Source organism: Streptomyces sp. MNU76 (assembly GCF_020982545.1).
In the GTDB taxonomy this organism is placed as follows: domain Bacteria; phylum Actinomycetota; class Actinomycetes; order Streptomycetales; family Streptomycetaceae; genus Streptomyces.
Genome location: NZ_JAJKLK010000003.1, coordinates 1,141,678 through 1,156,386, shown reverse-complemented (window position 1 = coordinate 1,156,386; position 14,709 = coordinate 1,141,678). Strand labels below are relative to the sequence as shown.

Annotated in this window: 10 protein-coding genes and 4 pseudogenes; 8 read left to right on the top strand and 6 right to left on the bottom strand. The window is 72.0% G+C overall.

What is annotated here, in order from left to right; all coding sequences use genetic code 11:
• Positions 1-76: 76 nt before the first annotated feature.
• Positions 77-2,749 carry an AAA family ATPase gene (locus E4N62_RS11465; RefSeq protein ID WP_230213778.1) on the bottom strand — a complete coding sequence of 891 codons (2,673 nt, stop codon included), beginning with the start codon at positions 2,747-2,749 and terminating at the stop codon, positions 77-79.
• A gap of 322 nt (positions 2,750-3,071) precedes the next feature.
• Here E4N62_RS11465 and E4N62_RS11460 point away from each other — a divergent pair, with 322 nt between their 5' ends.
• Positions 3,072-4,361 carry an MFS transporter gene (locus E4N62_RS11460; protein ID WP_230213777.1) on the top strand — a complete coding sequence of 430 codons (1,290 nt, stop codon included), beginning with the start codon at positions 3,072-3,074 and terminating at the stop codon, positions 4,359-4,361.
• 209 nt (positions 4,362-4,570) lie between these two features.
• Positions 4,571-5,338 carry a hypothetical protein gene (locus E4N62_RS11455; protein ID WP_308184895.1) on the top strand — a complete coding sequence of 256 codons (768 nt, stop codon included), beginning with the start codon at positions 4,571-4,573 and terminating at the stop codon, positions 5,336-5,338.
• 163 nt (positions 5,339-5,501) lie between these two features.
• Here E4N62_RS11455 and E4N62_RS11450 read toward each other — a convergent pair whose 3' ends face one another.
• Positions 5,502-6,116 carry a TetR/AcrR family transcriptional regulator gene (locus tag E4N62_RS11450; protein WP_230213776.1) on the bottom strand — a complete coding sequence of 205 codons (615 nt, stop codon included), beginning with the start codon at positions 6,114-6,116 and terminating at the stop codon, positions 5,502-5,504.
• Positions 6,117-6,337: 221 nt separating this feature from the next.
• Here E4N62_RS11450 and E4N62_RS11445 point away from each other — a divergent pair, with 221 nt between their 5' ends.
• Together E4N62_RS11445 and E4N62_RS11440 are read left to right on the top strand one after the other, a co-directional pair.
• Positions 6,338-7,138 carry a phosphatase PAP2 family protein gene (locus E4N62_RS11445; protein WP_230213775.1) on the top strand — a complete coding sequence of 267 codons (801 nt, stop codon included), beginning with the start codon at positions 6,338-6,340 and terminating at the stop codon, positions 7,136-7,138.
• Positions 7,135-8,107 (top strand): annotated as a pseudogene (locus E4N62_RS11440) (DMT family transporter). The gene E4N62_RS11445 and the pseudogene E4N62_RS11440 overlap by 4 nt, the downstream one beginning before the upstream one ends.
• Positions 8,108-8,383: 276 nt before the next feature.
• Here the strand turns inward: E4N62_RS11440 and E4N62_RS11435 are convergent.
• Positions 8,384-10,429, bottom strand: a complete 2,046-nt coding sequence (locus tag E4N62_RS11435; protein WP_230213774.1) for a phosphocholine-specific phospholipase C — start codon at positions 10,427-10,429, stop codon at positions 8,384-8,386.
• 165 nt (positions 10,430-10,594) lie between these two features.
• Here E4N62_RS11435 and E4N62_RS11430 point away from each other — a divergent pair.
• Positions 10,595-10,834, top strand: a pseudogene (locus tag E4N62_RS11430) (MFS transporter); the annotation flags it as partial.
• Here the strand turns inward: E4N62_RS11430 and E4N62_RS11425 are convergent.
• From E4N62_RS11425 to E4N62_RS11415, 3 genes and pseudogenes are all read right to left on the bottom strand, one after another.
• Positions 10,830-11,198: an SRPBCC family protein gene (locus E4N62_RS11425; protein ID WP_230213773.1), complete on the bottom strand. Its 369-nt coding sequence runs from the start codon at positions 11,196-11,198 to the stop codon at positions 10,830-10,832. The pseudogene E4N62_RS11430 and the gene E4N62_RS11425 overlap by 5 nt on opposite strands.
• A gap of 49 nt (positions 11,199-11,247) precedes the next feature.
• Positions 11,248-11,439 (bottom strand): annotated as a pseudogene (locus E4N62_RS11420) (aldehyde dehydrogenase family protein); the annotation flags it as partial.
• Between the two features lie 113 nt (positions 11,440-11,552).
• Positions 11,553-12,146, bottom strand: a pseudogene (locus E4N62_RS11415) (SDR family NAD(P)-dependent oxidoreductase); the annotation flags it as partial.
• A gap of 212 nt (positions 12,147-12,358) precedes the next feature.
• Between E4N62_RS11415 and E4N62_RS11410 the strand changes: the two are divergent.
• From E4N62_RS11410 to E4N62_RS11400, 3 genes are read left to right on the top strand one after another with little or no spacing between them, the layout of a single operon-like run.
• Positions 12,359-13,423 (top strand): aromatic ring-hydroxylating dioxygenase subunit alpha, encoded by a 1,065-nt coding sequence (locus tag E4N62_RS11410; RefSeq protein ID WP_184901856.1) that lies wholly within the window; start codon positions 12,359-12,361, stop codon positions 13,421-13,423.
• A complete protein-coding gene (locus tag E4N62_RS11405; RefSeq protein WP_230213771.1) occupies positions 13,420-13,617 on the top strand; it encodes a hypothetical protein in 198 nt (65 codons plus the stop codon). Before E4N62_RS11410 ends, E4N62_RS11405 begins: the two co-directional genes overlap by 4 nt.
• Complete coding sequence (locus E4N62_RS11400; RefSeq protein ID WP_230213770.1) at positions 13,614-14,567, top strand: PDR/VanB family oxidoreductase; 954 nt, start codon at positions 13,614-13,616, stop codon at positions 14,565-14,567. The genes E4N62_RS11405 and E4N62_RS11400 overlap by 4 nt, the downstream gene beginning before the upstream one ends.
• Positions 14,568-14,709 lie beyond the last annotated feature (142 nt).

Genomic DNA, 14,709 nt, shown 5'->3' with positions numbered 1-14,709 from the left:
AGACGCCCGACCGCGGACGGCACCTCGTAGCGCGGCGCCCGACCGCGGACGCCCGGCGTGGCCCCGGCCCCCGCCCCTACCCGAGCCGGGCGAGTTCCTCCCGTGCCTGCCTGGCCAGTCCGTCGGCACCGCAGGACTCGGCGAGCGTCAGCCCCCGGTTGAGTTCGGAGACCGAGCGGCTGGCGGTGCCGTACTCGACGCGGGCCGCGGCGTGCTCGTACGCGGAGGGCGAGGCCGCCAGGTACGTGACCGCCTGGGCGTAGAGCGAGACGGCCGTGCGGCCGGTGGCCAGGGACGCCTCGACGCGCAGGGCCTCGCCGATGGCGGTGTCCGTACCGAAGCGTTCGGCACGGCGGCGGACGCTCGCGGCGAGTTCGGCGGCACGGCGCGGGTCCTCGGTGGCGAGGGCCCGTGCGAGGGCGCTGCCCCAGGTGGCGGAGACGGGGTTGTGGTGACCCCGGACCGCCGTCGCCTTCTCGGCGGCCTCCAGTTCGTTGATGCCCTCCTTGGTACGGCCCATCGCGAGCAGCAACCGCCCTCGCACGGAGCGCGGTTCGGGCAGCACGATGGTGGACGGGTACGGCGGCGCGAAGTTGTACTGCTCGGCGACCGCCCAGGCCTCGTCGACGTGGCCGCGCACGAGCAGCGTGTCGACGAGGTTGGCGGTCGTGGTCCAGTACAGAGGCAGTCCGCGGCCGACTCCCTCGGCGAGCACGAGCGACTGGCGCAGCGAGGCCTCGGCGTCCCTGAGCCGGCCCCGCATGCGGTGGCCGAGCCCGACGTAGGCGTGGGCCAGCGCGAGGTGGCCTCCGCTCCAGCCGGCGGACTCGTAGGTGCGCAGGGCTTGCGTGTACAGGCTCTCGGCCCGGTCGAGGCGGTCCGCGTAGGCGTATGCGGTGGCCAGCATCAGGAGCAGTTCGATGCCCCACTCGGTGTCGGTCCAGCCGAGTCCGGGCGCGAGGCGGCCGTTGACGAGGGCTCGGTCGCAGAACTCGACCACCTCCTCGGCGTTCTCGCCGCGTGTCATCGCGTCGAAGCCCCGGAGGATGAGCAGCGCGCGTTCGGAGTTGTCCCGGCCGGTGCAGGTCGCCGCGAGGGCGGCGAGTTCCTGGGAATGGGTCGGTGGGAGTTCCTCGCCGGCGTGGACGCCTTCCCACATGTAGCGCGCGGCCTGCAGCCGCATCCGGGAGGGTCCGGGTTCCAGTCGGCCGATCTCCGCGTCCAGCGTACGGACGGCCTCGTGCAACTGGTCGTTGTGGAGCAGCACCTGGGAGAGGCGGAAGACCGCGTCCACGCGCTCGGCGCTGTCGAGGCCCGGCTCGGCGAGTGCCGAGCGGAGGTATTCGATCGTGGTGGAGGGCGAGGTCAGGAGGGTGGCGCAGCCCAGTTCGTAGAGCACGCGGACCCGGACGTCCGGCTGCGGCGGCTCCTTCAGGGCGCGCTCCAGACAGCGACGGGCGGCCTCGGGGGCGCCCACGGCCAGATGTTCGGCCGCGGCGGCACGCAACTGCTCGACCAGCTCGGCCTCGCCGTCCGGGTGCACCTCGATGAGGTGGCGGGAGGCCGCGGCGGCGCCGCGCCCGGATTCGGTGACGGCCGTCGCGGCGACTCCGTGGAACGCGGTGCGGATGCCCGCCGGGATCGAGTCGTAGACGGCGGTGGCGATCAGCGGGTGGACGAACTCCAGGTCCCCGGCGTCCGCCTGACGGTTGGCCGGATCCGGCTCGGTGAGGATACGGGCCGCGGTCAGCAACTCGGCGCACTCCGAGGCCGAGGCCCGGGGCAGGCTGGCGAGGCGGGCCACGATGTCGACGGTTATCCCGGTGTGGAGGATGGCCGCGGCCCACGCGAACCGTGTGGCCTCGACCCCCAGTTCCTCCAGGCGCGCGACGAGGCCGGTGCCGCGCGCCGAGCGGTCCAGGGCGCGCAGTTCGCCGGCTGAGTCCTCGACCGGATCCAGTCCGCAGTCCTTCACCTTGGCGAGCAGTTCGACGGTGTTGTACGCGTTGCCACCGGTGACCGCCCACACCTCGCGGCAGAAGGGGTCGTCGGCGTGCCGGCCGAGCGTCGCGCGGGTGAGCCCCGCGGTGGCCTTCGGGGTGAGCGCCTGGAGTGTGGTGACGGGGCGTGCCTTGGCGGCGATCCGGCTGAGGTGGCGAGCGCGTTCGCCGGTGGCCTCGCCGGGCCGGCGGGCCACCACGACCAGGACGCACATCTCGGTCAGACGGTCGGCGAGGGTGGACAGCCAGTGCAACGTCTCCTGGTCGGCCCAGTGGATGTCGTCGATCAGCAGAACGAGCGGCCAGGCGCGGCGCACGAGGCGGTTCACGGCGGCGACGAGGCCCTCGCACACGCCCTGCGGGTCCGCCTGGCCCTCGCCCGGCTCGGCCAGCCCGAGGGCGGGTCCGGAGATGTCGTACCAGTCGCCCAGATACTCGCGCGCCTCCTCCTCCATCAGCCCCATCAGTCCGGGCTGCAGCAACTGCCGTACGACGTGGAAGGGAACGGAGGTGACGGTCTCGCCGCCGCGTGCGTACCAGACGTGGCAGCCGCGCTCCTCGGCGATCCGGCGGGCCTCGGTGAGGAGAGCGGTCTTGCCGACGCCCGCCTCACCGGTGAAGACCAGCACACTGCCGGGGGACGCCTTGTCGACGCACAGTTCGTCGATCGCCTCCGTGACGGCGGTGATCTCCGCGTCGCGCTCCCACAGGGAAGCCGAGGCTGCCCCGTCGGGCCGAGCCTCCGTCATTTCCGCTACCTCCCCGTGTCGTCCGCAACGATGCACAGGTCATTGAGCGTAGCCCTCTGGCAGTCGAAGTGGAGGCCGGTCGGGGTACCTATGGCCATGTCGGGTGACATCGGGCCGCCGGGTGGCGACGCATCCAGCCGCCCACCTGGCGCGTTGAAGGTGATGGACAGTCAACTTCCCGTGCTCGAAGGCCGATTTTCCGGTTTTCGGTGGCGGGCCGTTCCCCACTCCGCGAAGGAGACGGTATGACAGCGCCCGCCCCCGGCCCGGGGCCCCGTTCCGTGCGGACCGGGGGTCGCGCAGGGCCCTGTTCGCGGGGGCCGTGGGGAACTTCATCGAGTGGTACGAGTTCGGGGTGTACGGGTACTTCGCGACGATCACCGCCGCGCGCTTCTTCACACCGGAGGGCGGCGGCGAGGCCGAGGCGCTCGTGCGGACGTACGCCTCGTTCGCGCTGGCGTTCTTCTTCCGGCCGGTGGGCGCCGCCCTGTTCGGCAGGCTCGGTGACCGTGTCGGCCGCCGTCCGGTGCTGGTGCTGGTGATCGTCCTGATGACGGTCGCGACGACGCTGATCGGCGCGCTCCCCACGTACGACACCGTCGGCGCGGCCGCGCCCTGGCTGCTGACGCTGCTCCGGGTGCTCCAAGGGCTGTCGGCGGGCGGGGAGTTCGGCGGCGCGGTGTCGGTGCTGACGGAGTTCGCGCCGGCCGGCAGGAGAGGACTGTACGGGGCGTGGCAGTCGTTCACGGTGGCGCTGGGGCTGCTCGGCGGGGCGGGGGTCGCCGCGTTCCTCGCCACCGTCCTCTCCCCCGCGGAACTGGGGTCGTGGGGGTGGCGGCTGCCGTTCCTGGCGACCCTGCCGCTCGGCCTCGGCGCGCTGTGGCTGCGGTTGCGGCTGGACGAGACGCCGGCCTTCCGGCGGGAGAGCGAGGAGGGAACGGCGCCGGTCCGGCCGCCGGCCCGCGACACCGCCCGGGCCATCGCGCTCGGTGCCGGTCGCGTCATGGGCTGGGCGGCGGCCGGTTACACCTTCCTGGTCGTACCGCCCTCCTACCTCCAGAACAGTCTGGATGCCACCTTCCGGCAGGCGCTGCTGGCCACTGTGCTCGCCAATCTCGGCTTCGCGGCCACGATCCTCCCGGCCGGCCGGCTCAGTGACCGGGTGGGCCGGCGGCCGGTCATGCTCACGGGCGCCCTGTCAGTGACCGTGCTGGCGCTGCCGCTGCTCAACCTCCTCCAGGACCCCGGTACTTCGACCGTGGCGAAGGGGCTCGCCGTCTTCGCGGCGGGCACGGTCGTCGGGCTGATGGCGGGGCCCGGTCCGGCCATGCTCTCGCGCCCGAACGACCGGACAGCCGGGGCTACCGGGCCGCCGGACTACCGGGCCGCAGCGCCACCGGACGACAGCCCTGGACAGCCCACCAGTTGGCCGGACAGTCGGGCGTCCGGACCTCCGAACACCTTCGGGCGACCCCCGCACGCCCCCGGAACTGCGGCGGGCGCGCGTGAATACCCGCCCCTCTCATCCGGTTTTCACTCCGGCCTCATACGGTTCCCCCATGACGCAGGTGACTCCTCCCGGCTGGTACCCCGACCCCGGCCAGACAAGTGACGCGCCCGCCACCGAGCGCTGGTGGGACGGCAAGGCGTGGACGGACCAGATCCGCCCCGTCGGCTCGGCCGCGGGGTTCGGTCCGCCGGCCTACCCGCCAGGCACCGGGCCCTACCCGCAGGGGCCCGGGGCCACCCGGACACCCCGGGTACCCCGGCTACCCGGCCCCGGCCCCCACCCCCAGGCGCGGCCTGCGCACCGGGATAGCCGTGGCCGTGGCCGCCGCGGTGCTGGCCAGCATCGGCGTGGGCGTGTACGCGCTGACCAGCAACGACGGTGGTGGCGAAGGCAGTACGACGTCCCAGGGACCCGGCGGGCAGAACGGCGGGCGGGCGACGACGGCGGCCAGGGGACCGGGCGGCAACGGCGGGCCCGGTGGCTCCGGCGGTTCCGGTGGTCAGACGCCTGCGCCGGACGGGTCGGGGCAGCCGCCGCAGGAGGAGGGGTACGCCACCGACACGACCAGCGGCATCAGCATCCCCGTGCCCGAGGGCTGGGTCACCTCACCGTTGCAGGTCGGCGCGCAGGTGACGACCGAGGCGTCGTACGACTGCCCGGCCGACCCGACGAAGACGTGCACGCGCGGCGGCGCCTACTCGACCCCCGCCGAGCTGTTGAAGCTGAAGGCCACGACGGCCGAGGCGGCCGCCAAGGAGGACATCGCCCAGGCCGCCGAGGACGCCTACGGCACCGAGGGCTACGGCAAGATCACCTCGCACGAGGAGCTGGCCTCGAAGGCGGTGACCGTGGCCGGCGAGAAGGGCTACCACGTCCGCTGGAAGGTGATCACGGGCAAGGGTGACGACGGCTATGTCGAGTCGCTCGTCTTCCCCTCCCCCGCCGACTCCTCACGGCTCGTCGTCGTCCGCTTCGGCATCGACGTGAGCGACAAGGCACCCGAGCAGTCGGTCATCGACGAGATCACCAACGGCATCAAGAAGGCGTCGATCAGCGGGGGCAGCGGCCAGGACGTGTGAGCCACCGGCCTCAGCCCCGCCCCGGCGGGAAACAGTCGGCCGGGTGGGATTCCTCTCCGCTCCAGAGGAACCCCACCCGGCCGGGGTTACGCGCCGCCCCCGTCCCCACGGTGCGGCGCGATCAGGTCGTCGTCCGGTCGGTTCACGGACGGCGGCCTGAGCCCTACACGAGGCCGAGCGTCGGGAGCACGGCCGCCTCCATGAACTTGATGATGTACGTCTCGTCCGCGTCCCGGCCCTCCAGCACCGGCCGGGCCCTCAGGACGCCGAAGATCTGCGCCGGGACGAACTCCAGCGCCGGGTGGTCGGCCGGGACCTCGCCCCGCGCCACCCCGCGGGCGATCATCGCCCGGAGCGCGTCGATCTCCGGCTCCACCAGCGCGTCGCGCAGGGCCGCCTTCAGCTCCTCGTCCTGCACGACCGCATGGCCGAGGGCCTGCAACAGCCGCCCCTCCAGAACGTAGCCCTCCCCGGCGCGCCGGGCCACCTCGCGCAGGTCACCGGCGAGGGTGCCGGTGTCGATGCCCGCGAAGCGGACACTGCGGCGTGCGCGCAGCGCGGCCGCCACGAACTGTGGTTTCGTCCGCCACTGCCGGTAGAGCGTCGACTTGCTGCACCGGGTGCTCGCGGCGACGCCCTCCATGGTGACCGAGTCATAGCCGCACTCACGGATCTGTTCGAGCACAGCGTCGAAGAACTCCTGCTCGCGCTCGGGCGTGAGCTTGGAGCGGCGCGAGGCGACGGCCGTCTCCGGCCCGTCCGCTGCCTGCGACGTCATGACTCGTGTCTCCTTCGGTCGTCCCCATGCCGAAAGGCCTGTCGATACGCCACTGTACCGGAACGGCCCTGTATCGGTACAGTGGCGTATCGATACCCCATCGTTTCGGTACAGTGGCGTATCGGTACACTCTCGTATCGGTACCGGCTCGTATCGGTACCACGGCGTATCGATCACCTTGGGAATCAGCGCCACCAGCGCCGTCAGCGAAAGGGCCGGGGATGGAATGCCGCACCGCGCCTGCGGAAGAGCCGGCCGCCGCGATACCGCGGCCGCCCCTCGTCCGTGAGTTCCTGCTCGTCGCAGGGCTCTTCCTCGTCTACAAGTTCGGTCGGCTGCTGGCCAACGGACACACCGCCGAGGCCTTCCGCAACGCCCACGACGTATGGGACTGGGAGCGCGCCCTGGGACTGCCGGGCGAGGGCTCCGTGCAGTCCGCGCTGCTGCACGGCGACACGCTGGTCCACATCGCGAACGTCTACTACGCGACCGTCCACTTCCCCGCCACCGCGGCCTTCCTGGTCTGGCTGTACCTGCGGCGCCCCGGGCACTACGTCTGGGCCCGCCGGGTCCTCGCCGCGCTCACCGCCGCCGCGCTGCTGCTGCACCTCGCGTTCCCGCTGGCCCCGCCGCGGATGCTGGACGGCGCGCACCTCATCGACACCGGACAGGTGTACGGGCCGACGGTCTACTCGGCGACGCCGGCCACCGACTCGCTGGCGAACCAGTTCGCCGCGATGCCCTCGCTGCACTTCGGCTGGGCCCTGATGGTCGCGGTCGGTCTGATCGCGGCGACCCGATCCCGCCTGCGCCGGCTGTGGCTGCTGCACCCGCTGGTGACCCTGGTGGTGATCGTCGGCACCGCGAACCACTACTGGCTCGACGCGATCGTCGCCGGCGTCCTGCTGGCCGCCGTCCTCGCCGTGATCCAGCTTCCGCACCGCACAGCCACCACCGCCGGGCAGCGCTCCGGGACCCTCGTCCCGGCCGAGGAGCCCGTCCTGGCCGGAGCGGGACGATGAACGCCACCCTAGTCGCCGTCGCCCTCTCCCTGGTCTCCGCCGTCGCGTACGCGGCCGCCGCCGTGGCCCAGGAGCGGCTCGCCGCGCGCAGCACCGACTCCGGCGTACGGCGGATGCTCGCCAGCGGTGCCTGGTGGAGTTCGGTCGTGCTGAACGCGGGCGCCGCTCTGCTGCACGTCGTCGCCCTCAAGTACGGCCCCCTCACGGTGGTGCAGCCGCTGGGCGCGCTCACGCTCGTGGCCGCGGTGCCGCTGGGCGCGCGGGTGGCCGGACGCCGGGTCACCCGCGCGGAGTGGCGGGGTACCGCGCTCACGCTGGCGGGTCTCGCCGCGATCCTGATCGTCGCGTCCGGGCCCGCCCCGGACGACGTGCTGAGTCTGCCGGAGGCAGTCGCCGTGGCCGGCGCGACCGTCGCCCTGGTCGGTCTGCTCTCCCGGCCCGGCGCCAGGCCCGGACTGCGCCACGCCGGTGCCTCCGGCATGGCCTCGGGTGTCGCCTCCGCGCTCACCCAGACCGTCACGGTCGCCGCGACGGACCACTCGGGGTCCCTCCTCGACGTGGAGGTCGTCGTGGTGGCCCTGCTGGTCGCCGCGTTCGCCGTGGGCGGGCTGCTGCTCTCCCAGACGGCGTACCGAGGGGGTCTGGGGCGCCGCTCGCGGTCGTGACCCTGTCGAACCCGCTGGCAGCCGCCGTGATCGGCCCTCCCTCCTCGGAGAGGGCCTGCGGGGCGGGGCAGCGGGAGCGCTGCTCGCGGTGGCGGGGCCGTGGTGGCGGCGCGGGGTGTGGTGCTGCTGACCCGGGTGACGGCTCCCACCCCGGTGGGCGAGGACCACCCGGTGGCGGCCGTCCTGGCCCTGGAGCCCCACCACGCCCCCACGGAACCGTCGTTGCTACCGCGTCGCCCGGGCTCCCTCACCTGGGCACCTCACCCCTCTGAGCAGGCGGGGTGGGAGGGCCTACCGGCGCTGACAGGGGTGCCGTCCGCGCCCACCCTCCCCCACCTCGGCTTCGCTCGAGCGGGAGGTGCCCCATCGCCCCAGCGGGATGATTGCCCGCGGCTGGGAGGGGCCGGAGCGGACGCGCCCCTGGGGCCGCGGCCTTCGGGGCCGCAGGCCCTCAGGGGCGGGGAACTGCGCGATCTGCCACGTACGACCGGTGGCCGCCCGATCACAGATCCCGCCGAGCCGGTAGGCGCTCCGAGTCACCGGCCCCCGACCCACCCGGCACCCCAGGTCACCCGGCGTCCTACTGCCGCCCCAGCGCCGGATCGCTCACCCCGACGCGCCCGTTCTCCACGTGTCCGGCGAACCTCCGGAGGAACCCCCCGTCGGCGGCGACCGTCAGGTCGTACCACCGTCGGCTGGAGCGCAGGTCGACGACCTCGCGGACGGTGGCCCCGGCCCGGACCCGGACCGTACGGGCCCGGCCGCCGTACGCGCTCTCGATCGTGAGGCTCACCGCGGTGGCCCTCTTGTTGGTGAAGGTCAGCTCCACGTCGTCGCCGACGTGCCGCGCGGTGACCTCGGGCCCGCGAACCGTCCCCGGCCCCTCGAAGACCCGCAGGAAGCCATTCGGCCCGTGCACCGTGAGGTCGTACGACCCCCCGGAGGCCGCGGAGCTCCACGTGTCCGAGACGGCCTTGCCCGCCTCGGTCGTGTACACCCACGGCCCGTCCGTACGGTTGCCGGACGTGACCAGGAACGCCGCCCCCGCCCTGCCGCCCGAGGCGAACGTGAGGGTGAGGGTCCCGGCCTTCGGATCGGCCGAACCGTCCACCCGGGGCACGTACTTCAGCGGCCGGGCGGGACGCAGTCCCCGTTCCTGCCGCGGCATGCTCGGGTCCGCCGGCACGGTGGGCCGGTAGTCGGGGTGCCGCTCCCGGTCCGGCGGCTCGTACGCGTCGGTGTCCGGCAGCGCGGCGGGCCGGCTGTCCTTGCGGGAGAAGTCGAACGCCGAGGTCAGGTCACCGCAGACGGCCCGCCGCCATGGCGAGATGTTGGGCTCGCGCACCCCGAACCGCCGCTCCATGAACCGCAGGATCGAGGTGTGGTCGAGGGTCTCCGAGCAGACGTAACCGCCCTTGCTCCAGGGGGAGACGACCAGCATCGGCACGCGCGGGCCGAGCCCGTACGGACCGGCGACATGGGTGGGGCTGCCCGCGAAGAGGTCCGGACCGACCTCCACCGTCGACTTGCCGCGGGAGGCGTCGCGCGGCGGGAGCGGCGGCACGAGGTGGTCGAAGAAGCCGTCGTTCTCGTCGTACGTGATGAACAGCGCGGTCCTCGCCCAGACCGCCGGGTTGGAGGTGAGGGCGTCGAGGACCTGGGAGATGTACCAGGCGCCGTAGTTCGAGGGCCAGTTGGAGTGCTCGGAGAACGCCTCGGGCGCGGCGATCCAGGAGATCTGCGGGAGCTTCCCCGCCTTGACGTCGGCCCGCAGCCGGTCGAAGTAGCCGTCGCCGGCCTTGACGTTCGTGCCGGTCCGGGCCTTGTCGTACCAGGGGTCCCCGGGCTTGGCGCCCCGGTACCTGTTGAAGTAGAGCAGCGAGTTGTCGCCGTAGTTGCCCCGGTAGGCGTCGGCTATCCAGCCCCAGGAACCGGCCGCGTCCAGGCCGTCGCCGATGTCCTGGTAGATCTTCCAGGAGATCCCGGCCGCTTCGAGCCGTTCGGGGTAGGTCGTCCAGTCGTAGCCGACCTCGTCGTTGCCGAGGACGGGGCCGCCGCCCTTGCCGTCGTTGCCCGTGTGTCCCGTCCACAGGTAGTAGCGGTTGGGGTCCGTGGAGCCGATGAACGAGCAGTGGTAGGCGTCGCAGACGGTGAACGTGTCGGCGAGGGCGTAGTGGAACGGGATGTCCTCGCGGGTCAGGTACGCCATCGTCGTGGTGCCCTTGGCCGGTACCCACTTGTCGTACTTGCCGCCGTTGTAGGCGGCGTGCCCGTCGGGCCAGCCGTGCGGCAGGCCCTCCAGGAACTGCATGCCGAGATCGTCGGCCTCGGGGTGGAACGGCAGCACGTCCCTCGTCCCGTCCGACTGGTGCCACACGCTCCTGCCGTTGTCCAGCGTCACCGGATGCGGGTCGCCGAAGCCGCGTACGCCTCTCAGCGAGCCGAAGTAGTGGTCGAAGGACCGGTTCTCCTGCATGAGGACGACGATGTGCTCGACGTCCTCGATGGTGCCGGAACGATGGTGCGCGGGCAGCGCCGCGGCCCGCTCGATACTGGCCGACAGTGCGCTGAACGCCGTAGTGGCGCCCGCGGCCTGGAGGAATCGCCGCCGGTTGACTTCAGGCATGGGTGGATGACCTCTTGTCCTGACGTGGTGCGTCGGATGTGACCTGCGCGCTGGAGGTGCTTCGAGTGTCCCGGGGCATGGTCCAAGAGGAACGAACGACGGGGAAGGGTCCGTGGCGCGGGTGTGACGCGGCGGGGGCCGCCTCGCGAACAGCGTCGTTCACACGTGTCTGTCACCGCTGCGACCACAGCGCTCGCTTCCGTATCCGACCCCCGACCCCGCGGTCCGCGTGCCAACCCGTGGCTGACGCTGGTCGCCGTCGCGTTCGGCCTGTTCTTGGTCGGCCTCGACGGCTCCGTCGTCTCCGTCGCCAATGCCGAGATCGCCCGCGACCTGAACGCCACCACCGCCGAACTGCAGTGGGTCACCAACTCCTACCTGCTCGCCCTGGCCGCCGCCCTCATCCACGCACGGCGAAGTAGCGGGCGATGCCGACGATGGGTGCCAGGGCCTCGGGAAGGATCTCCTGGCTGTAGACCACGCGGGAGCCGTCCGCGTCGGGGAGCACGTCGATGGTGCCCAGGTGGAAGTCGATGGGCTGGGGCATGCCCTCGACGAACCGGTACTGGAAGCGGCGCAGTGTGTCGTCCTCCGTCACCACGAGGGACTTCAGCGTGCCCTCGGCCGTGGTCAGGTGGCGGTGCGTGCCGTCGAAGTGTGCCTCCTGTACGGCCGGGAACCACTTCGGAATCATGCTCACGTCGGTGAGGACGGCCCAGACGCGGTCGGGGTCATGTGCGACTCGGGTGTCGAAACGGAACGTTGCCACAGGGAACTCCCTGGTTGTGCGGGTGTTCGAGAAGGAGTCGATGCCTGTCCACCGACTGGTCGTTCACATGCACGATGCCGGTGCGGACACGGCGTGCCGGCTTCGGGCCGTGGGTGCCGTTCTCGGTGAGGATGCCGCAACTGAGGCCGTGCTCGGTGTCGTTGGCCAGGGCCACCGCCTCGGCGTGGTGCAGTTCCGCGTCCTCGGGCAGGTCGGTCAGCACGGTCGCCGGATACAGGGCATCGGCGGTGGTCCGCCCGAGACGGCCGGGGTCTCCTTGCCGCCGATCAGAAGGTCACGGTCAAGTGGCACGAGGTCGTCTCCCTCGGTTGCTCGGGGCGTGCATCCTGCGGGTCAGGCGCCGATCATGTTGAAGCCGCCGTCGGCGTTGAGGTAGACGCCGGTCACGTGAGCGGCGTCGTCGGTGGCGAGGAAGAGGGCGGTGCCCGCGAGTTCGGCAGGGCCCGGGACGCGGCGCATCGGGGTCTTGGCGATCATGTCCTCGCGGCGGCCGGACTTCCAGTCCGCACGACTGAGGAGCATCTCGGTCTCGATGTAGCCGGGGGCGAAGGTGTTGACCCGCACGGTGGGGGCGAACGCCTGGGCGTAGGACTTGGTGATGCCGAGGATGCCGTACTCGGCGGCGGCGTACTGCGGGGCGCGGGCGCTGCCGCGCACGATCACGGTGGAGCCGATGTTGACGATCGCGCCGTGGCCCTGCTCCAGCATCCGGGAGCCGAACTCGTGGACGCACAGCATCGTTCCCTTGATGTCCACCGCGAGGACGTGGTCGATGGACTCCTCGGTGAGCTCCCGCCAGGACATCTGGTCGCCCGCCATGTCACCGACGTTGTTCACCAGCACATCCAGGCCGCCGAAACGGCCGAACACCTCCTCGGCCATGCGGATGGCATCGGCGTGGACGGCGATGTCGGCCTGCACCGTGAACGCCTCGCCACCGACCCCGACCCCGCGGGCGCAGGGCCAGAGAGGCGCCTGTTCCGGTCTCGGCCGGAGCGGTGAAGCGAACCGAACACCACGTTGCCGGCACCATGTACCTGACCAGGGGGTTTCCGTCCAACGGAAGTCCTATTGCCGGGGTGGAGGCGACATCGTCATGGTGTTTCCGACACGACGTCGAGGATGACGGGACCCCGCTCATGCCGCACATGACTGCTTTTGCCAGGAACCAGTGGTACGTCGCCGCCTACGCCGAAGAGGTGGGGCGGGAACTGCTGGGCCGGACGATCCTCGGTGAGCCGCTCGTCTTCTACCGGACGGAGGAGGACGGGACGCCGGTCGCGCTGCACGACCGGTGTGTGCACCGCCGGTACCCGCTCTCCAAGAGCGGGCTGGACGGGGACCGGATCGTGTGCGGGTACCACGGCTTCACGTACGACACGTCGGGCGCGTGTGTGTACGTGCCGGGGCAGAAGCGGATCCCGCGGACGGCTCGCGTGGCCTCCTACCCGGTGGTCGAGCAGGACTCGCTGATCTGGGTGTGGATAGGCGACCCGGCGCTCGCCGACCCGCAGACGATCCCGCGCGCGAAGCACCTGGCCGCCCCCGGCTGGACGACCGTGCGCGGTATGGAGCCGATCGACGCCGACTACGGGCTCCTCGTCGACAACCTCCTCGACCTCTCCCACGAGACCTACCTGCACGGCGGCTACATCGGAACCCCCGAGGTCGCCGAGACACCGATCACCACCGAGGTCGACGAGGGCGCCGGTGTCGTGCGCGTGAGCCGGCACATGGACGACGCCGAGTGCCCGCCGTTCTACGCGCGGTCGACCGGCATCGAGGGACGCATCACCCGCTGGCAGGACATCGAGTACTTCGCCCCCTGCCTGTACCTGCTGCACAGCCGGATCGCGCCGGTGGGCGTGCTCCCCGAGGCGGACGGCAGCGACCCCAACGGCTTCCACACCGAGATCACCTACGCGATCACCCCGTCGACGGACGGCAAGGTGTACGACTTCTGGATGGTCTCCCGGGACTGGGCGACCGAGGACGACGAGGTCACCGAGTTCCTCAGGGGCAACAACCACACGGTCGTCATGCAGGACGTCGTCGCGCTGAACCTGCTCCAGGAGACGCTGGGCTCCGAGCGCACCGGCTACCAGGAGCTGAGCATCAACATCGACACCGGTGGTCTGGCCGCCCGCCGTATCCTCGCCCGGCTGGTCGAGCAGGGGGAGAAGCCGGTGGAGAAGGTCCAGTGAGCACACCGCCCACCTTCCGGACCGGAGAGGTCTACCGCATCGCCTGGCTGCCGGGCACGGACATCCTGCACGGCACCTGTCACTGCGGGCGCGAGCACACCGCGCAGGACCCCATCGAGATGTGGGAGTGGATGCTCTCCCACCCGCAAGGACACCAGCCGCAAGGCACGGAGCCACAAGGAATCACCTCATGACCTCGTCCTCCACCTCGTCCGTCCACGAGGTCGAACTCATCGTCGACAGCCGGGAGTTCGCCGCCGACGGCGTGCTGGCCCTCACCCTGCGGCATCCACTGGGCGAGGAACTCCCGGCCTGGGAACCGGGCGCGCACATCGATGTGCTGCTCGGCCCCGGGCTGGAACGGCAGTACTCGCTGTGCGGCGACCCGGCGGACCGGCACACCTGGCGGATCGGGGTGCTGCGGGAGCCCGACGGGCGCGGCGGATCGGCGTACGTGCACACGGAGTTGGCGCGCGGCGACAAGGTCCGGGTGCGCGGCCCGCGCAACAACTTCGCGCTGGAGCCGGTGCCCCGCTACCGGTTCGTGGCCGGCGGCATCGGCATCACCCCCATCCTGCCGATGCTGGCCGCCGCCGAGGCGGCGGGTGCGGAGTGGTCGCTGCTGTACGGCGGGCGCAGCCGTGCATCCATGGCGTTCCAGCAGGAGTTGGCCGGGTACGGCACCCGGGTGACGGTCGCCCCGCAGGACGAGAGCGGGCTGCTGGACCTCGGGTCCGTGCTGGACGGGCTGCCCGAGGACACCCTCGTCTACTGCTGCGGTCCCGGACCGCTGCTCGACGCGGTCGAGGAGCGGTGCCCGGGCAAGGCGCTCCGCATCGAGCGGTTCCGGCCGAAGGAGCAGGAGACCGGCCCGGACGGCGAGTTCGAGGTCGTGCTGGAGCGGACGGGGAAGACGGTCACGGTTCCCGTCGGGGTCTCCGTGCTCGACACCGTGCGTGCCGCCGGGGTCGAGGTGCTGTACTCGTGCACGGAGGGCACGTGCGGGACCTGTGAGACGGATGTCCTGGAGGGCACCCCGGACCATCGCGACTCGGTGCTCAGCGACGAGGAGCGCGCGGCCGGGGAGACCATGCTCATCTGCGTGTCCCGCTGCCAGGGCTCGCGGCTGGTGCTCGACCTGTAGGGGCGCCGGAGCCGGGGGCCAGGGCTCGCGCCCGGCCCGCGGCCGCCCCGTCACACACGGGTCCGCCTCGATCCCGGCGACCTCACGGCGGCCGCCACCTCACCGTCCGGTCCCGCACCGGGGCGGCGACACGCATCCCGCG